This window comes from Subtercola lobariae, from assembly GCF_014640255.1.
In the GTDB taxonomy this organism is placed as follows: Bacteria; Actinomycetota; Actinomycetes; order Actinomycetales; family Microbacteriaceae; genus Subtercola; species Subtercola lobariae.
In genome coordinates this window covers 58,926-77,038 of sequence record NZ_BMGP01000007.1, presented here as the reverse complement: position 1 = coordinate 77,038, position 18,113 = coordinate 58,926, and the positions used below count along the sequence as shown (strand labels likewise).

15 protein-coding genes are annotated in these 18,113 nt (G+C 64.8%); 3 read left to right on the top strand and 12 right to left on the bottom strand.

The window, feature by feature from the left end; all coding sequences use genetic code 11:
* Nucleotides 1-32 precede the first annotated feature (32 nt).
* The gene (locus IEX24_RS17390) at nucleotides 33-2,150 is read left to right on the top strand and encodes an alpha-1,4-glucan--maltose-1-phosphate maltosyltransferase (protein WP_373283858.1); all 2,118 of its coding nucleotides are present in this window, start codon (nucleotides 33-35) and stop codon (nucleotides 2,148-2,150) included.
* An 82-nt stretch (nucleotides 2,151-2,232) separates the two neighbouring features.
* The gene (gene glgB / locus IEX24_RS17385; protein WP_188680618.1) at nucleotides 2,233-4,452 is read left to right on the top strand and encodes a 1,4-alpha-glucan branching protein GlgB; all 2,220 of its coding nucleotides are present in this window, start codon (nucleotides 2,233-2,235) and stop codon (nucleotides 4,450-4,452) included.
* 132 nt (nucleotides 4,453-4,584) lie between these two features.
* Here glgB and IEX24_RS17380 read toward each other — a convergent pair whose 3' ends face one another.
* The 3 genes from IEX24_RS17380 to IEX24_RS17370 all read right to left on the bottom strand — a co-directional run bounded on the left by IEX24_RS17380 (nucleotide 4,585) and on the right by IEX24_RS17370 (nucleotide 8,691).
* Nucleotides 4,585-5,721 carry an AI-2E family transporter gene (locus tag IEX24_RS17380; protein ID WP_188680616.1) on the bottom strand — a complete coding sequence of 379 codons (1,137 nt, stop codon included), beginning with the start codon at nucleotides 5,719-5,721 and terminating at the stop codon, nucleotides 4,585-4,587.
* 85 nt (nucleotides 5,722-5,806) lie between these two features.
* Entirely contained in the window at nucleotides 5,807-6,835 is a 1,029-nt protein-coding gene (locus IEX24_RS17375; protein ID WP_188680614.1) for a tetratricopeptide repeat protein, read from the bottom strand.
* A complete protein-coding gene (locus tag IEX24_RS17370) occupies nucleotides 6,832-8,691 on the bottom strand; it encodes a DUF8094 domain-containing protein (RefSeq protein ID WP_188680612.1) in 1,860 nt (619 codons plus the stop codon). The genes IEX24_RS17375 and IEX24_RS17370 overlap by 4 nt, the downstream gene beginning before the upstream one ends.
* Before the next feature lie 122 nt (nucleotides 8,692-8,813).
* Between IEX24_RS17370 and IEX24_RS17365 the strand changes: the two genes are divergently transcribed.
* Nucleotides 8,814-9,869 carry an AI-2E family transporter gene (locus IEX24_RS17365; protein ID WP_188680610.1) on the top strand — a complete coding sequence of 352 codons (1,056 nt, stop codon included), beginning with the start codon at nucleotides 8,814-8,816 and terminating at the stop codon, nucleotides 9,867-9,869.
* Between the two features lie 67 nt (nucleotides 9,870-9,936).
* On the opposite strand, the gene IEX24_RS17360 is transcribed toward IEX24_RS17365, so the two are convergent.
* From IEX24_RS17360 to rpsB, 9 genes are all read right to left on the bottom strand, one after another.
* Nucleotides 9,937-10,662, bottom strand: a complete 726-nt coding sequence (locus IEX24_RS17360; protein ID WP_188680609.1) for an alpha/beta hydrolase — start codon at nucleotides 10,660-10,662, stop codon at nucleotides 9,937-9,939.
* Nucleotides 10,663-10,965, bottom strand: a complete 303-nt coding sequence (locus IEX24_RS17355) for an Rv1322 family protein (RefSeq protein WP_188680607.1) — start codon at nucleotides 10,963-10,965, stop codon at nucleotides 10,663-10,665.
* Nucleotides 10,966-11,066: 101 nt separating this feature from the next.
* Entirely contained in the window at nucleotides 11,067-12,704 is a 1,638-nt protein-coding gene (locus IEX24_RS17350; RefSeq protein WP_188680605.1) for a cation:proton antiporter, read from the bottom strand.
* Between the two features lie 89 nt (nucleotides 12,705-12,793).
* Nucleotides 12,794-13,369, bottom strand: coding sequence for a DivIVA domain-containing protein (locus IEX24_RS17345; RefSeq protein ID WP_229715500.1), 576 nt, complete (start codon nucleotides 13,367-13,369; stop codon nucleotides 12,794-12,796).
* Nucleotides 13,370-13,468: 99 nt separating this feature from the next.
* Nucleotides 13,469-14,437 carry a phosphatidate cytidylyltransferase gene (locus IEX24_RS17340; RefSeq protein WP_229715498.1) on the bottom strand — a complete coding sequence of 323 codons (969 nt, stop codon included), beginning with the start codon at nucleotides 14,435-14,437 and terminating at the stop codon, nucleotides 13,469-13,471.
* Between the two features lie 8 nt (nucleotides 14,438-14,445).
* Nucleotides 14,446-15,000, bottom strand: a complete 555-nt coding sequence (gene frr / locus IEX24_RS17335) for a ribosome recycling factor (protein ID WP_188680601.1) — start codon at nucleotides 14,998-15,000, stop codon at nucleotides 14,446-14,448.
* Nucleotides 15,001-15,048: 48 nt separating this feature from the next.
* Nucleotides 15,049-15,774, bottom strand: coding sequence for a UMP kinase (gene pyrH, locus IEX24_RS17330; RefSeq protein ID WP_188680599.1), 726 nt, complete (start codon nucleotides 15,772-15,774; stop codon nucleotides 15,049-15,051).
* A gap of 176 nt (nucleotides 15,775-15,950) precedes the next feature.
* Nucleotides 15,951-16,781 carry a translation elongation factor Ts gene (tsf, locus tag IEX24_RS17325; RefSeq protein ID WP_188680598.1) on the bottom strand — a complete coding sequence of 277 codons (831 nt, stop codon included), beginning with the start codon at nucleotides 16,779-16,781 and terminating at the stop codon, nucleotides 15,951-15,953.
* Between the two features lie 138 nt (nucleotides 16,782-16,919).
* A complete protein-coding gene (rpsB, locus tag IEX24_RS17320) occupies nucleotides 16,920-17,930 on the bottom strand; it encodes a 30S ribosomal protein S2 (protein ID WP_188680596.1) in 1,011 nt (336 codons plus the stop codon).
* Between the last annotated feature and the right edge of the window lie 183 nt (nucleotides 17,931-18,113).

The window sequence follows — 18,113 nt, the reverse complement described above, 5'->3', positions numbered from 1 at the left end:
TTTGTGGGTAGGGTCGAATTGTGGCTAAGACAGTGGCAAAACCAGCAGTGAAGTCATCTGGCCGACCGGCGACGGCGAAGCCCGGCGTGAAGCCGGTGGCGGCGGCGGCGTTCGAGCCGATCATCGGGCGCATTCCCATCGTCGACGTGTTTCCCGAGGTTTCGGGCGGGCGCTGGCCGGCGAAGGCTTACGCCGGTGAGGTCGTTCCGTTCGGCGCGACCATCTTTCGCGAAGGCCACGACGCCGTAGGAGGGCGTGTCGAGCTCGTCGACCCAACAGGTGCCAGCTCTTCATACGGCTTGCGGATGATCGGCACGGGCATCGACCGCTTTCAACGACTCGCGCATTTGCCCACCCAGGGCACCTGGCGCTTTCGCATTCGCGCCTTCAGTGACGACTTCGCCACCTGGCAGCACAACGCCGCCATCAAGGTGCCCGCGGGCATCGACGTCGACCTGATGTTTCTGATCGCCAGCGAGCTGTTCGTGCGGGCCGGGGCGGAGGCCGCGCGCCCGGCCGCTGATCGCGCGCTTTTCGACGATCTGGCGCTGCTCATGGCCGACGCCACGCTGCCCGCCGAAGACCGATTGGCTGCCGCCACTGCGCCCACCGTGCTCGACGCGGTCGAGCGCTTTCCGATCGCGAGCCTCGACACCTTCTCCGAGTGGCACGACGTCAAAGTCGAGCGCCAGCGCGCCGGTTACGGCGCTTGGTACGAATTCTTTCCGCGCTCGGTGGGCGCGGTGCAGAACGCCGACGGCACCATCACGAGCGGTACCTTCCGCACCGCGGCGCGCCGCCTGCCCTCCGTCGCGGCTATGGGGTTCGACGTGTTGTATCTGCCGCCCATCCACCCCATCGGCGAGGCGTTTCGCAAAGGGCCGAACAACACCCTGACTGTGGAGCCCGGCGACCCTGGCTCACCGTGGGCCATCGGCGGCGCGGCCGGCGGGCACGATGCGGTGCACCCCGATCTGGGCACTGTGGCGCAGTTCAAAATCTTTCGGGAGGCCGCGCAGAAGGTGGGGCTCGAGATAGCGCTCGACTTCGCCTTGCAGGCTTCGCCCGATCATCCGTGGGTCACCACGCACCCCGAGTGGTTCACGACGCTGCCCGACGGCTCTATCGCGTACGCCGAGAACCCGCCGAAGAAGTACCAAGACATCTACCCCATCAATTTCGACAACGACCCGGCGGGCATCCGTGCCGAAGCCTTGCGGCTGCTGAAGTTCTGGATCGCCACCGGCGTGAAGATCTTTCGCGTCGACAACCCGCACACGAAGCCGCTCGACTTCTGGGAGTACGTGATCACCACGATCAACGCCGAGTACCCCGACGTGATCTTCTTGGCCGAGGCGTTCACCCGGCCTGCGCTGATGCAGACGCTCGCGAAGGTGGGCTTTCAGCAGTCGTACACGTACTTCACCTGGCGCAACACCAAGGAAGAACTCGAAGAGTTTCTCGACGGGCTCGCGCACGAGACGGCCGCGTTCTTCAGGCCGAACCTCTTCGTGAATACGCCTGACATTCTGCACGCCTACCTGCAGTTCGGCGGGCGGCCGGCCTACAAGATCAGGGCCGCCATCGCCGCCACCGGGTCGCCGTCGTGGGGTGTCTACTCGGGTTACGAGCTCATCGAGAACGTAGCGCGTCCGGGTTCTGAAGAGAACATCGACAACGAGAAGTACCAGCTCAAGCCGCGCGACTTCGCCGCCGCCGAGGCTGCCGACGCGTCGATCGCGCCGTACATCACCCAGCTCAATCAGATCAGGCGCGAGCATCCGGCGCTGCAGCAACTGCGAAACCTCGACATTCACGCCAGCGACGACGACTCGATACTCGTCTACAGCAAGTACATCGCGGGTTCGTTCACCGAGAGCGGCGAAGACGACGGCATCATCGTGGTCGCCAACGTCGACCCCTGGTCGGTTCGCGAGACCACCGTGCGCCTCGACGTAACGAAGTTCGGCCTCGACCCGGGCGCTCAGTTCAGGGTCACCGACCTGATCACAGGCGTGACCTGGCTCTGGGGTGCCGACAACTACGTGCGCCTGAACGCATTCGGCGAGCCCGTGCACATTTTGCGAGTTCACTACGAACCCGACGCTCTGGATGCCCGCGCCGAGCCCGCGACCGACGAGGCGCCATGACGACCGCGCTCCGCAGCCAGCTCGGGCATGTGTGCCACCGAGCCGCCACCACGACCACAAACTCGAACGAAGGCGATTCCTGATGACCCAGATCGACGGCCTCACCACCCTCAGCATCGACGAGGTACCCGTTTCGGTGCTGCAGCAGGTTGCCAGCGGCTCGTACTTCGACCCGCATAAAGTGCTCGGGCAGCACCTCGTGAAAGGGGCTGGGGTCAGTGACCCCGTCACGGTCATCCGCACCCTTCGCCCGCTCGCATCAGAGGTCGCCGCGGTGCTCTCGAACGGCGCTCGCGTGCAGCTCACCCACCTCTACGGCGGCATCTGGCAGGGCTTCACGCTCACCGGCATCAACGATTACACGATCGACGCCACCTACGACGACGGTTCAACCTGGTCGGCCGACGACCCCTACCGGTTCGGCCCCACGCTCGGCGAACTCGACCTGCACCTCATCGGCGAAGGCCGGCACGAGCAGCTGTGGGATGTTCTGGGCGCCCACTACCGCACCCACTACGGCGCAGAGGCCGCCTTCGCCGGAACCGCGTTCGCCGTGTGGGCTCCGCACGCCCGCGCCGTTCGCGTGATCGGTGACTTCAACGGCTGGGACGGCACGCGGCACTCGCTGCGCAGCCTCGGTAGCTCAGGCGTCTGGGAGATCTTCATTCCCGACCTCGAACCCGGCAGCAACTACAAGTTCGAGCTGCTCGCGCAACACGGCGGCTGGGTCAGCAAGGCCGACCCGATGGCGCGGCGAACCGAAGTTCCGCCGCTCACGGCGTCGGTCATCACCGACTCGTACTACGAATGGGCCGACGGCGAGTGGATGCGCGCTCGGGCCGAGCGCGACCCGCACAACTCCCCCATGAGCGTCTACGAAGTGCATCTCGGCTCGTGGCGGCCGGGGCTCGACTACCGCAGCATCGCCGATCAGCTCATCGACTACGTACACGAGCTCGGGTTCACTCATGTGGAGTTCATGCCGCTGGCCGAGCATCCATTCGGCGGATCGTGGGGCTACCAGGTCACGGGATACTTCGCCCCCACCGCGCGCTTCGGGTCACCGGATGACCTGCGGTACATGATCGACCGCCTGCACCAGGCGGGCATCGGCGTGCTGCTCGACTGGGTTCCGGGCCACTTTCCGAAAGACGAATGGGCGCTGGCGAAGTTCGACGGAGAGGCGCTGTACGAGCATCCCGACCCCCGGCGCGGCGAGCAGCCCGACTGGGGCACGCTCGTCTTCAACTTCGGTGACTCGAAAGTACGCAACTTTCTCGTGGCGAACGCGCTGTACTGGCTCGAAGAGTTTCACATCGACGGGCTGCGCGTCGACGCCGTGGCCTCGATGCTCTACCTCGACTACTCGCGCAAAGAGGGCCAGTGGCTGCCGAACCAGTACGGCGGCCGCGAGAACCTCGAGGCCATCAGCCTGCTGCAGGAGGTCAACGCGACGGCCTACCGCCGCTACCCCGGCATCGTGATGATCGCCGAGGAGTCGACGAGCTGGCCCGGCGTCACGCACCCCACCAATCAGGGCGGCCTCGGCTTCGGCATCAAATGGAACATGGGGTGGATGCACGACACCCTCTCGTACATCGAGACCGACCCGCTCTACCGCTCGTATCACCACGGCGAGATCACCTTCTCGTTCTTGTACGCGTTCAGTGAGAACTTCATCTTGCCCATTTCGCACGACGAGGTCGTGCACGGCAAGGGGTCACTGCTCTCGAAGATGCCCGGCGACCACTGGCAGAAGCTCGCGAACCTGCGCGCCTACCTCGGTTTCATGTGGGCGCACCCGGGCAAACAGTTGCTGTTCATGGGCCAGGAGTTCGGTCAGCCTTCTGAATGGAGCGAAGAGCGTGGCCTCGACTGGTGGATTCTCGACCAGCCCGTGCACCGTTCGCTGCTGCACCTCGTGTCGTCACTCAACCGCGTCTACGTCGAGAACCCCGCGCTCTGGCTGCGTGACAACGAGGCTGGCGGGTTCGAGTGGATCGACGGCGGTTCGAGCGAGAAGAACCTCGTATCGTTCTTACGGTGGGATGCCGAGGGCAATCCGATCGCGGTGCTGATGAACTTCAGCGGCGCTCCGGTCGGCCCCTACCGCGTGGGTCTGCCCTTCGGCGGCGTGTGGGATGAGATCATCAACACAGACGCCCTTGAATACGGCGGATCGGGCGTGGGCAACTTCGGTGCCGTGCAGGCCGAGTCAGTGCCCTGGTCGGGTCGCCCGGCTTCTGTAGAGCTCACCCTGCCGCCCCTGGCAGCCCTGTACCTGAAGCCCCGCCCCCGCTAGGGCTGCCGGCGCCGGGTGCCGCCCGCCGATGCCGCGCCACCCGAACGGTACTTTCGTCGGAGCAGAGCCGACATGGCCACAATACGTGGCCATACGCGCTCTGCTCCGACGTAACTCCCGCTGCTCGACAGGTTACTTCGCGTCTTGCTTCGGGAAGACCACTTTTTCGATGATGATGATGGCCGACGCCGCAATGGGAATGGCCACGAGCGCACCGAGCACGCCCGCGATGGTACCGCCGGCCACCGCGCCGATGACCACGACCGAACCCGGAACCGAGACCGCCCTGTTCATGATGCGCGGGCTGAGGAAGTATGCCTCAACCTGCATGTAGACGAGGTAGTAGATCGCGGCCACGAGTGCCGTCAGCGGCGACGCCAAGAAGCAGACGAGCACGATGATCGCCGAACCTGTGACCGTACCCACCAACGGAATCAGCGACAACAAGAACGCGATGAACGCCAGCAGCACCGGCAGCGGCGCCCCGATGATGGTCAAGAAGATGAAGCTCAGAATGCCGTTGACCAACGCCAGCGCGAGCTGCCCCACCACGTAGCGCCCCACAGCCTGTGTGATCTGCTCGGTGATTTCGGCGAAGTTCGCCCGCTTGGTCGCCGGAACGAACCGGTACGTCACGCGCTTCATCGACCGCAGCGAGGCGAGAAAGTACAGCGTCAGAATCAGCACGATGACCGACCCGGTCACACCGCTCGCCACCCCCGCGCCGACCGCCAGCAACCCGCCGCCCAGCGAAAGCACCTTGTCGGGGCTCAAGAAGCTCTGCAGATTCTTCACCACATCGTCGATGCTCACGACCCCCGAGAGCTGCGACTCCAGACCCTTGAACCAGTCCGAGTTCTGCAGATTCGTGATGTAGGTGGGAAAGTTCGTAATGAGGTTGCTGGTCTGCGTCACGATGATCGGGATGATCGTGAGCAACAACCCCGCCAGAATCAGCACCACGACACCGAACACGATGGTGATCGCCAGCGGACGCGGCATTTTGCGGGCGAGCCTCGAGACCAACGGATCAAGCCCCAAGGCGATGAACAACGCAACACCCACGTAAATGAGCACCGTGCCGAGCTGCGTGACGAGCCCACCGATGACGAGCGCCACGAGCACACCCAGCCCGCCGAGCAGGCCGATCTTGAAGGCATTGATCTGCGAATAGGTCTCAGACCCTTGAGTCACCGACTGAATTTCGGGCGAGACCTTCGCCTGCGGCGCAATGGCCTTCGACGACGATGCTGAGTGGCGTTTGAACATACCCTGACTGTATTGCCTCAGCGGCGCTCGCGCAGGTATGGGGTGACCGATTGACACGAAGCCGACGGGCGGGTACCCGCCTGGGTCAGTACAGCAGCATGGTCAGGCGGCGACGAGCCACCGTCACCCGAGGGTCGTCGAGGCCGACGACTTCGAAGAGTTCGAGCATCCGCTCGCGCAGCTTGTCTTTCGTCGCCTGATCGGCCTTGGTGAACAGGGCGAGAATGCGGTCGAAGGCGTCTTCGACGTGGCCGCCGGAGACATCGAGGTCGGCGACCAGCAGCTGGGCGTCGATGTCGGTGGGGTTGGCCGCACCGTCGGCACGAATCTCGTCGAGCGTTTTGCCGTCGAGTCGGTCGAGCAGCTTGACCTGGGCGAGCCCAGCAGCGGCAAGCGCGTCGCGTGGGTTCTGCACGATGGCTTTTTCGTACTCGGCGATGGCGGTCTTGTAGTCGCCCTGCGAGATGGCGTCGAACGCCTCGGCGTGGTGCGGCGGCAACGGCTCTTCGACGGGCTCGGCTACCTCGCCTTCGACTCCGTCTGCACCCACACCGCCGGGGCCGCCGTGGCCGTCGGCGGGAAGCGCGGTGCCCGTGACACCGTTCTGCGCGGCGAGCTGAACGACCTGATCGAGCACGTCGCGAATGCTCTGCTCGGGCTGAGCACCCTCGAACAGGGCGACAGGTCGGCCCGCGATGATGGCGGCGACCGTCGGCACCGACTGAGCCTGAAAAGCCGCGGTGAGCTGAGGGTTGCCGTCGGTCTCGACCCGAACGAGCACGAACTGGCCGCCGTATTCGAGAATCAGCTTCTGCATGAGCGGCGCGAGAATGCGCGAGCCGTCAGACCACGAAGCCCACAACTCGACGATGACAGCGACCGCGTTCGAGAGATCGAGAATCTGAGTGAACGTGGCGTCGGTGCCGTCGAGCAGCAGGCTCGGCACCGAGACTCCGGCGCCCGGGGCTCCGGGAACGCCCGGTGCACCCCCAGCACCTCCTGGCGCGCCCCCTGCGGCTCCGGCAGCACCCGCAGGCGCGGCGGCCCGGTTCACGAGCGACGAGAGGTCGACAGCCCCTCTGAGGCTGGCGGCTGAGGGGGGAACCTGGCTCACGGCAACTCCTTGGCAGACAGCAGGCCTTGAGCGAACCCGAGAAGTTTGACCTTCGACGTGTCGCCCGACGGCGGAATGTAGAACAACAACTGATAATCGTAGATCGCTTCGGTGCCCTTTGCGGTCTGTGAGACTCCCGAAGCGGCCTTCACCGCTCCTTCGGGGCTCACCGTCGCACCGGCCTCGACCGGCTTCACAGTGACAGATTCGCGGATGTTCGTGGCAACGATTGCGCCCGATTGGTTCGTGGCGAGGGCGATAGTCTGCCCCACACCGGGCACCTTTGCGAAGTCGATGCTCGCCGTGTTCGGCAGTGCGGCTTTCGTGGCGGCCTTGTAGTCGGCCCCGACGCTCGTCTGCAGGGTGTCGCCGGTGGGATCGAACTTGTCGTAGTAGGGGCTCTGGCTGCCGAGCATGAGTATGTCGGCGTACCCCGCCGCCGCGTCTGTCGGCGTCAACGAAAGCAGTTTGGTGTCGTTCGGCAGTTGAGACGTGCCCACCGTTGCCGGCGCGACCGGCGGCAACGTGGTGGCCGGCTCGAGCGGAATGGCGTAGTAGACCTTGTACTGGCTGCGCGGGGTGTCTTGAATCAGCATCAACGACAGCGGGGCGACCGTGGAGTCGGCCGTGTTCTCGGCAATGGTGAAAACCGTTCGTGGCCACGAGTCGGTCGCCTGCGGCAGCACGACCGACGACGGGCCGGCGGGAATCGCGGGCTGCGCCGGGTAGTCGGCGTCGGTCTTGCGAATCGAGTACGTCGCCGTGCGCAGGTCGAGAGCGGGCCCCGTCATGCGGGCGGCGAGTGCGGTCGGGTCTGAAGCGGCGTCGGCGGCCGTCGTCACGGTCGAGATCTTGCCGAGGATGGTGTCGAGTTGCGCCTCAGACACGACGGGCGGCGGCCCCTGATCTGGCGTCGGAACGGGAGTCGGCACTGCGGTGGTGGTGCCTGTCGTGGTGGCACCCGGGGTCGGGGTGCCGGTGCTCGGGTCGCCCGTGCTCGTGTCGCCGGTGGAGACAGGCGCGGGTGTGGCCGTGTCGGCGATGGCGGCCGGCAGAGACTGGGCCGAGCATCCACTCAGCACAGCTGCGCTCAGCATGGCCGTGGGAACCAGCACCGCAATCGACTTCGTAATGGAGCGGCGGCCGCGCCGCACCCCCGATTCGATGCCATTGGTGCGAGAAGACGAGAAGCGTTTGCCTTTAGGCAGGGTCGGCTGCTTGCGACGGGGGCCCTGCGACTTCTTCATGTGCCGAAGGCCGAGCAGCAGCAGAATGAGGCCGATCACCACGAAGATCGCACCGGTCAGCAAGAACGGCACGGCCAACGGCGTGCTGTCGTCGAGCGGCCACGAGATGCGAACGGTGGTGGGTGCGGGGGCTGTGCCGTCGTCGGCGACGATGAGCGAATAGCCTGCCGGCAGACTGAACGTGCGCGTCATCGACGAGTCTGCGGTGTACTCCTCGAGCCAGAGATCAGAGCCGGCCGGGTCGACCGAGCCGCTGGCGACGTTCGCCGCTCCTGCCGGGTCAGCGGGCACGATGGTCGACGTGAGGCTCGGCTTGCTGCCGGTGTTCACTGTGAGGTCTGCGTAGCTCGCGCCGTTCAGCCAGGCCTTGACGTCATCGGTGCGGCCGTACGCGGCGAAGACCTTCGGGCTGCCGGAGAAGGTGACCGTCTGTTCGCCCGACTCTGCGAGTAGGGCGTCACTGTCGATGAAAACGTAGGGCGTCGAGGTGGTCTGAGTGGTTTCGACACTCACCGACGACGGCGGCAGAAGGAACGTGCGCTCGGCGATACCGATGCCGATGAACGCCAGCGCTATGACGAAGGCGATGATGGCAAGAATAAAACGCACGAATGAACTCTCCAGACAAAGACATTAAAAGATAGCCGATCCTCCTTGTGAATGCTCCCAGACTTCTGGGTTGTCATGTGCAGGGGCTAGATTTGCGAAAAGAAAACAGCGAGGGAGTGACGGTGAAGATCAAGAACGCTTTCACCCTGGGGCTCGTCGCCACGCTCGGCGTGGGGCTCGGCATCGTCATTCTGATGGCCATCGGAAACCTGGCCACCGTGCTCACCTACATCGGCATCGCCATCTTTCTGGCGCTAGGCCTCGACCCTGTCGTTTCGTGGCTCGAGGCCAGGCATGTGCGGCGTTCGCTCGCCATTCTGATCGTCATCATCGGAGTCGCCGCAGTCATCACCGGCCTGGTCTTCGCCGTTCTGCCCATCATCATCGACCAGCTGACCCAGCTGTTCGGCCAGGTGCCCTTGCTGTTGCGAGGCTTTCAATCGTCGACCTGGGCCTCTGACCTCAGCGAGCGGCTCGGCGGGTTCATCGACGTTCAGGCAGTGGTCGATGCCGTGACCAAGTATTTGCAAGACCCGGGCAACGTCACCGCCATCGCCGGTGGCGCGCTGGCCGTGGGCGTCGGAATTGCGAACGGCATCTTCGGCACGGTCATCGTGATCATTCTGACGCTGTTCTTCACCGCGAACCTGGCGATGATGAAGCGGACGGTGTATCTGCTGGTTCCGGCCAGCAAACGGGAGCGGTTCGCTGACCTCGGCGAGCAGGTCACCGATGCGGTGGGGCGTTACGTCATCGGTCAGGTCGCACTGGGGGTGTGCAACGGCGTCTTGAGCTTCATCTTCTTGACGATCATCCAGGCGCCCTACGCGGCCGTGCTGGCGTTCATCGCCGGGCTGCTGTCGCTGATACCGCTCGTCGGAACCATCTCGGGCTCGGTCATCATCGTTGCGGTGTGCCTGATTCCCGGAATCGGGTCGCCGCTGACTGCGCTCGTTGCAGCCATCTACTACCTCATCTACATGCAGGTGGAGGCGTACTTCTTGAGCCCGAACATCATGCGGCGGGCCGTGTCGGTGCCGGGGTCGGTGGTGGTCATCGCGGCTCTTGCGGGCGCGTCACTGCTGGGCGTGCTGGGAGCGCTCATTGCGATTCCTATTGCTGCGTCGATCATTCTGATCGTGAAGCAAGTGGTCATTCCCATTCAGAACGAGCGCTGATTCAAAACGAGCGCTGAGGGTGCGGCCTCGGCTGACTCGGGCTGCGGCTCCGGATGCCCGGCAGCGCTCACTCGACCTCGAACGTCTCGGGCAACGGCGCCTTCGCGGGATTCACGTGCGAGACGATCTCGTTGAGCACCCGCTTGACCTGGTTCTCGCCCACCCAGAGGTGTTTGCCGCCGGCGATCTCGACGAGTTCGACGTTCGGCACGACCGAGAACTTCTCGCGGGCCTCGGCGGGCCGCAGAAAGTCGTCGAACTCGGGAATCAGCGCGACCAGCGGAACGCTGTTCGTCGCCCACGCTCCGAGCTCTGCCTCGGTGGCGCGGTGCAGCGGCGGCGAGAGCAGAATGGCGCCGTCGATGTGATGCTCGAGACCATACTTCAGCGCCACTTCGGTGCCGAACGACCAGCCCACCAGCCACGGGTGCGGCAGGTTGTTCTCTTCGACGAAACGCATCGCTGCGTCGAGGTCGAGCCGTTCATCCGTACCGTGACCGAAACTGCCGCCACTCGTGCCGCGGGGTGACGAGGTGCCGCGGGTGTTGAAGCGCAACACGGCGAGGTCGGCGAGCGCGGGCAAGCGCGCTGCCGCCTTGCGAAGCACGTGCGAATCCATGAAGCCACCCGAGGTGGGCAGCGGGTGCAACGTGACGAGAGTGGCGACGGGCGGCACGCTCTCGGGCACTGCGAGCTCGCCCACGAGGGTGAGCCCGTCTGCCGTGTGCAATTCGATGTCGGTGCGCCGGGCCGGCAGTTCGACGCCGCTTCGTACTTCGACGGTGTGTGTCACTTAGAAACCAATCCTCCAGCAGTGCGAATGCCAATGGCGCCGGGCAGCCAAGTCGGCGCCGTCGCCCAGAACCCCGTCGGCCCGCCACGCCACGAGGTGTGCGGTGCCGGGGATGATCGTCTGCGAGCATCCCGGGCAGACGTACTCTTTCGTGGCTTGCAACGCCGAGATGGGCTGTACGTTCCAGTCGCCGTTGCGGCGGTGCTCTACGGTGCGCCAGCCCGTGGTCAGACGTTCGAACCCATCGTCGTTATCGTCGTCGCCGCCGCGCTTCGCGTTGCGAGGGCGGTTACTGCGGGGCATGCATCCATCCTACGATCGTGTGCCTCGCCGAATGCTCGTCGCGTAGCAGGCGGCCCTGAGGCGCACCGTTGCCCCGACCACGTGCACTGCGACGTCGACGATCAGCCGCTGAGGCCCTCGTTCTGCGCCAGGCGCGACTCTTCGAGGTCGAGCATCTCGTGTGCCTGCGTGAGCACGTGCGAGCTGAAGGTCTCGCGTTCGCGGGCATCGAGCAGCGTTTCGCGTTCGACGCGCAATACCTCGAGGCGCAGTTCGCGGTACTGCTGGTTCGGCATGGCGACCGAGGCCTCGCCGGCGGTCTGCGCGAGCTCCCACGCCGACTGGCTGCGCAACATGGCATCACGTCGCACGCGCTCGACCACGCCGTCATCGGGCGTCGACCCGTCAGAGAGGGCCAACTCGGGGTTCTCGAGCAGCCCGGCGCCCGCCTCCTGCAACTCGTCGAGCAGTGCGGCGAACTCAGCGCGCTCGCCGGCAGGATCGGCGCGACGGATGCCCGACCAGCGAATCACGAACGGCAACGTCGACCCTTGAAGAACGAGGGTCACGATGGCCACCGTAAAGGCGATCAGAATGAGTTGCGGCCGGTAGGGCGTGTCTTCGGGGAGCGACTGCGCCGCCGCCAGCGTCACGACGCCGCGCATGCCACTCCACGACAGCACTACTCCTCCGGCGGCTCCGGCTGGCGCCTCAGGGTCGGCTGCAACCTGCGCTGCGCTGATTCCGGCGCGTGCCATTCGTCTGCGGTAACGCCACGACATCAGAACGGCGGGCGGCATCACGAACGCGAACCGCAGAACGATCAGGAGTGCCGTTGCCAGCAATCCGAAAAGTACCGCCTGCGGCACGCTCAGGTGCTTGTCGACTACATGCTCAACGAGACCCTTGAGTTGCAAGCCCATGATGAGAAACACCGCGTTCTCGAGCAGAAACTGCAACGTGCGCCAGGTGAGCCGCTCGCTTATTCGAGACGGCGCGGTGAAGTACTTGGCCCCGAAATGCCCGGTCAGCAGGCCTGCTGCGACGACCGCCAGCACGCCCGAAGCGCCGATCGCTTCGGCCGGAACGTACGCCAGAAACGGCACCGCGAACGACACAGCGGTGGTCAGCACGGGGTCGGGCAGCTTCGAACGCACCCACACCGTGACCGCACCGACCGCTGCGCCGACGAGCGCAGCCACGACGACCGAGTAGAGAAATTCGCCGCCCACCTGCCACACACTCACGACGCCGGCCGTGGCGGCAACCGCCGAGCGCAACAGCACCAGCGCAGACGCGTCGTTCACCAGGCTTTCGCCCTCGATGACCGCGGTCAGCCGGTGCGGCAACCCGAGTCGCTTGGCGATCGACGCGGCCGAAACCGCATCGGTCGGGCTGATCACCGCGCCGAGCGCGATGGCCGAGGCGAGGCTGAGCTCAGGAAACAGCCAGAACAGCAGCAGCCCGGTGCCGAAGGCGCTCACGAAAACGAGAGCCACCGACAGCCCCGTGATGCTGACGATGTTCTTGCGAAAGTCGCTGAGCGGCAGATTGATGGCCGAGGCGTAGAGCAGCGGCGGCAAGACCACCGTGAGAATGAGCGCCGAGGGCACCACCACCGGCTGCACGCCGGGAATCAGCGAAATGCCTACGCCGATGAGCACCAGAATGATGGGCGCCGCGATCTTCAGCCGCGGTGCGAGTGCCGACACCCCCACGATGACGATGACGCCGATGACGGCGACGACCTCATTGCGCATGCAGCAACTCTATTGAGTGCCGGCCTGCTCGGCGTGCCGCGCGCTCAGGGGCTTTCGACGGCGCGGGTGCCGGGCGAGCATCCATCGCCCTAACGAACCGAAAGCATCACGTCGACGACGGCATCGAGCACCATGTCGACCTGGGCCTCGTTGTAGCCGCCGAGCTTCGGCCGAAACACGGCCCCGCGAATGTCTTCGATGGTGACGACTGCACCCTCGCGAAAGTAACTGATGATCACGTCGCAGAAGTCGTCGACGTCACCGCGGTCGTAACCGCCAGTCAGAATGCCGACCCGGCGAAACCGGTGGCCGCGGCTGCGTTCGAGCCGCGCCACGATCTCGCGGGCCCGGTCACGACTGAGGGTGTACCACTTCTCGTCGCCGATCTCGTGCATGGCACGGGCTCGCTCCCGAGCCGAGAAAGCGTCTTCGAGCCGCTCGAGCGCCGCATCGACGTGTGCCGTCGAGTAGCCACCCTTCTGCAACGAGAACGAGGCGCGCCGGATGCTCCGCGAATCGAGCTCGGCGTCTTGATCGATGTGCGCGGGGTCGCCCTGCGCCTCATAGGCGGCCCTGGCATCGCTTAAGAACTTCTCGACCTCGTCGACGTTGTAGCCCATCGATGACTTGCGGCTGACCGGAAACGTTTGACTCACGCACCCCATTGTGCCAATAGTTCGGGCCAGAAGCTGACCGTACCCCCGGTGAGCGCTCGGCAAGGCCTTCGAAGGTGGCCAGCGAACGGGCTCGTGCCGACGAATCGGCTAGTGAAACACCACGAACAGAACGTACGCGGCCGCCGCAGAGGGCAGCATCGAGTCGAGCCGATCAAGAAAGCCACCGTGGCCCGGCAGCCAGGTGCTCATGTCTTTGATGCCCATGTCGCGCTTCAGCAACGACTCGGCCAGGTCGCCGAAGGTCGCCGTCGCGGTGATGACGGCGCCCAGAATCAGGCCGAACCACCACGGCTGGTGCAGAAGGAAGATGCCGAGCACGACGCCCGCGATCAGGGCGAGAGCGACCGCGCCGGCGAGCCCCTCCCAGGTCTTCTTCGGGCTGATGCGCGGCGCCATCGGGTGTTTGCCGAAGTTCAAACCTGTGGCATAGGCGCCCGTGTCGACGCAGATCACCACGATCATGAACGAGAGCACCCACCACTGCCCATCGGGTTGGGCAACGAGCAGAATCGAGATGCAGCCGAGAAACACGACATACGCCTGCACGAAGAAGCCAGCCGCGAGGTCGCGCAGAATCTCGCGGGCAGTGCCGCGGTACTTCGGCACCGCGAGTTCGGCGAGGCGCCACAGAAACACGAGCACACTGCCCGCGAGCAGAATCAGCCACGCGCCCTGCTGACCCCAATAGAACGACGCCACCGCGACTGCCGCGCCCGACGCCACCGTGGGAATCAGGGGAACATGCCGCCCCGATTTGCCAAGCGCGCCCACGAGTTCGGCAGACGTGATGCAGACCAGAACACCCACGAAGATGAAGAACACCACGGGCAGAAAGATCAGGCTGAACAGCATGATCAGCCCGAGACCCAGGCCGATGGCGATGGCGCTGATCAGGTTTCGGCCGGTGCGCGCCTGAATCTTCTCGTTGACCTCGGCGAACTGCTCGCGGCGCGCGCGAACCCGGTCTTCGAGTTCTTCACGCGAAATGCCCTGGGGCGATCGCTTCGGCTTCGGAGGCTTAGCCCGCGAGTCGCCAGCCCCCCCATCAGTGCTCACTCGTGCGCCTAGATTTCCAGCAGTTCGGTTTCTTTGCGCTTCAGTGCGTCGTCGATTGCGTCGACGATGGCCTTCGTGCTGGCTTCGAGCTCTTTCTCGGCCCGGGCTACTTCGTCGTCGCCGACTTCGCTCTTCAGGGCATCCAGATCGTCTTTCGCCTTGCGACGGATGTTACGCACCGACACCTTGCCGTCTTCGGCCTTGCCCTTGACGACTTTCACGAACTCTTTACGGCGCTCTTCAGTGAGGTCGGGCAGCGTCACGCGAATGATGTTGCCGTCGTTCGTGGGGTTCGCGCCGAGGTTCGGCATGTCACGCAGCGCCTGCTCGATGTCGCGCAGCGCACCCTTGTCGTAGGGCGTCACGATGATGGTGCGCGCTTCGGGGTTCTGCAACGAGGCCAGCTGCGAAAGCGGCGTGGGCGAACCGTAGTAGTCGACCAGCACCTTCTGAAAGAGTGCGGGGTTCGCGCGACCCGTTCGAACGGTCGAGAAGTCTTCTTTCGTATTCTCGAGAGCCTTCTTCATTCGTTCGGAGGCGTCACTCAGTACATCGGCAATCACGGTACAACTCCCTTACTTCAAACCCACAGTTTACGGTGAAAGACGGCGCTACTCGTGCGACGTGTGAACGAGCGTACCGATCTCTTCGCCGAGAATGGCGCGGGTCACGTTGCCGTGCGGCTCCATGCCGAACACCACCATGGGCATCCGGTTGTCCATACACAAGCTGAACGCGGTGGAATCGACGACCTTCAGCTCGCGCTGCAGAGCGTCGATGTAGGTCAGCCGGTCGATCTTCTTCGCCTCGGGGTGCGTGCGCGGGTCGGCGTCGTACACGCCGTCGACGCCGTTCTTGGCGACGAGCACCACATCGGCGCCGATCTCGAGCGCCCGCTGAGCGGCAACGGTGTCGGTCGAGAAATACGGCAGCCCGGCGCCGGCGCCGAAGATGACCACTCGGCCCTTTTCGAGATGACGTTCTGCGCGGCGCGGGATGTACGGCTCAGCCACTTGGGTCATCGAAATCGCCGACTGCACCCGCGTCTCCGCCCCGGCCTGCTCGAGAAAGTCTTGCAGCGCGAGAGCGTTCATCACGGTGCCGAGCATGCCCATGTAGTCGGCGCGCCCACGGTCCATACCGCGCTGCGACAGCTCGGCGCCGCGAAAGAAGTTGCCGCCGCCAACGACGATGGCGATCTCGACCTGTTTGGCGGCCTCTGCGATCTCGCGGGCCAGTGCGCTCACCACGTCGGGGTTCACACCGAGCGAGCCGCCGCCGAATGCCTCTCCCGAAAGTTTGAGTAGAACCCGTCGTTTTCCGGTTGTTTCTGGCATAGAGGTCAGATTCCCTTCGTCGCTACTTTGTTCAGGCTACCGGTAATCGGGCCGCCGTTCGGGCGCCAAAAAAGGGGCAGCTCGCGCTGCCCCTTTTCGGCAATTGGCTCACGCGCCGGGCAGGGCCGGTGCGTTATCGGTTCACGCGCCGGGCAGGGACCAGCGCGCTAGTGGCTCTACGCGCCGACCTTGAACCGGGCGAAGCCGGTGATGGTCAGGCCAGCCTCGGCCACGACCTTGCCGACCGACAACTTGTTGTCTTTGGCGTAGTCCTGGTCGAGCAGGGCGACCTGCTTGAAGTAGCCGGTCAGGCGACCCTCGATGATCTTGGGCAGCGCGGCGGCCGGCTTGCCCTCGTTCTCGGCGATCTCGGTGACGATCTTGCGCTCGGCCTCAACGGCGTCGGCGGGAACGTCGTCGCGAGTCAGGTACTCCGGGTTCGCGAACGAGATGTGCTGAGCAATGCTGCGCGCGGTGTCAGCGTCGTCGCCGATGTAGCCGACGATCACACCGACCTGCGGGGGCAGGTCTTTGCTGGTGCGGTGCAGGTAGATGGCGAAGTGCTCGCCGCCCACCTGGGCGACGCGGCGCAGCTCGAGCTTCTCGCCCAGAATCGCGGCCTCGTCGGTGATGACCTCGGCCACGGTCTGGTTGGGCCCGCCCGAAGCGCCGAGCGCCTCGGCGACGGTCGACGCGTTGGCGGCGACCACGGCGTCGAGAACCTTCTCGCTCAGGTCGATGAACCGCTGGTTCTTCGCCACGAAGTCGGTCTCACTGGCGAGTTCGATCAGCGTGGCGCTGTTACCGCTCTCTTTCGCGGCGACAAGGCCCTCGCTGGTGGCGCGGCCTTCACGCTTGGCGACACCCTTCTGGCCCTTGAGTCGCAGAATCTCAATGGCCTTGTCGATGTCACCATCGGCCTCGACCAGAGCGTTCTTGCTGTCGACCATTCCCGCACCGAGGCGGTCGCGGAGGATCTTAACGTCGGCAACGTTGAAATTTGCCATAGTGCTTCATTACTCCTAGCTAAATGGCTGTGCCCGAGTCTCCCCGGGCACAGCAACAATTGTGTTCGAATCCCCGCCGCCACCCCACCTTCAGGTTCTGCGAGGATTTATTCGATCATGCAGCCGTGGCTGCAGGATCTATTCGGATAGGGTTTCGCCACGCGACGCGGCGACGGGGTGCGCCACCGGGTCGCCGATGTTCTTGCCGATGAGCTGCGCGTCAGCGTCGTTCTCTTCGGTGTTCGGCTCTTCGGCCAGCTCGACGACATCGACGAGAATCTCGGCGGCATCCTCAGCAGCAGCCTCGACGGCGGCGTCAGAGGCGCCCTCTTCGACCAGCTCGGCGGTGACTTCGAGTTCGGTTGCTGCCAACTCGACGGTGCTCGTCTCGAGAAGCTCGCGCTCCCACTCGGCGAGGGGCTCGACGGCCGAGACATTACCGGCCTCTTCGGGCTTCTGGTGGCGCTGGATGAGGCCCTCAGCGGCAGCGTCGGCGATGATGCGGGTCAAGAGACCAACCGAGCGGATGGCGTCATCGTTGCCCGGAATCGGGTACTGAACTTCGTCGGGGTCGCAGTTGGTGTCGAGAATGCCGATGACGGGAATGCCGAGCTTGCGCGCCTCGTCAATGGCGAGGTGCTCCTTCTTGGTGTCGACGACCCACAGGGCCGACGGTGTCTTCGTGAGGTTACGAATTCCGCCGAGGCTCTTGTGCAGCTTGTCGAGCTCGCGCTTCTTGATGAGCAGCTCTTTCTTCGTGAAACCGCTCTTGGCGGTGTCTTCGAAGTCGAGCTCTTCGAGCTCTTTCATGCGGGCGAGACGCTTCGACACCGTCTGGAAGTTGGTGAGAAGGCCACCGAGCCAGCGCTGGTTGACGTACGGCTGGCCGACGCGGGTCGCCTGCTCGGCGATGGAGCCCTGAGCCTGCTTCTTGGTGCCGACGAAGAGAACGGTGCCGCCGTGAGCGACGGTCTCTTTGACGTAGTCGTAGGTCTTGTCGATGTAGGTCAGCGACTGCTGAAGGTCGATGATGTGGCTGCCCGAGCGCTCGGTCAGAATGAAGCGCTTCATTTTCGGGTTCCACCGGCGGGTCTGGTGCCCGAAGTGCACGCCACTGTCGAGCAGCTGGCGAATGGTTACAACGGCCATGGCCGTCTCCTGTTCTGCGGGGCCGCGGCGCACGGATGCACGGCGAACCCAAATCGGTTGCTAGCCACGACCGGATGATCGTAGCTCCTGGTGCCCGGCACAAACCCGCCCCGAAAGCTCAGCCAGAAGGCTCAGATTCGCGGACCGAATGGATTTGGCGGCCGAAATGGCACGCGTAGTCAC

Bases quoted from the DNA above. Each gene is read 5' to 3' on its own strand.
- glgB (WP_188680618.1), top strand. From the start codon at position 2,233: ATGACCCAGATCGACGGCCTCACCACCCTCAGCATCGACGAGGTACCC.
- IEX24_RS17380 (WP_188680616.1), bottom strand. From the start codon at position 5,721: ATGTTCAAACGCCACTCAGCATCGTCGTCGAAGGCCATTGCGCCGCAG.
- IEX24_RS17355 (WP_188680607.1), bottom strand. From the start codon at position 10,965: ATGCCCCGCAGTAACCGCCCTCGCAACGCGAAGCGCGGCGGCGACGAC.
- IEX24_RS17350 (WP_188680605.1), bottom strand. From the start codon at position 12,704: ATGCGCAATGAGGTCGTCGCCGTCATCGGCGTCATCGTCATCGTGGGG.
- IEX24_RS17345 (WP_229715500.1), bottom strand. From the start codon at position 13,369: ATGGGGTGCGTGAGTCAAACGTTTCCGGTCAGCCGCAAGTCATCGATG.
- pyrH (WP_188680599.1), bottom strand. From the start codon at position 15,774: ATGCCAGAAACAACCGGAAAACGACGGGTTCTACTCAAACTTTCGGGA.
- tsf (WP_188680598.1), bottom strand. From the start codon at position 16,781: ATGGCAAATTTCAACGTTGCCGACGTTAAGATCCTCCGCGACCGCCTC.
- rpsB (WP_188680596.1), bottom strand. From the start codon at position 17,930: ATGGCCGTTGTAACCATTCGCCAGCTGCTCGACAGTGGCGTGCACTTC.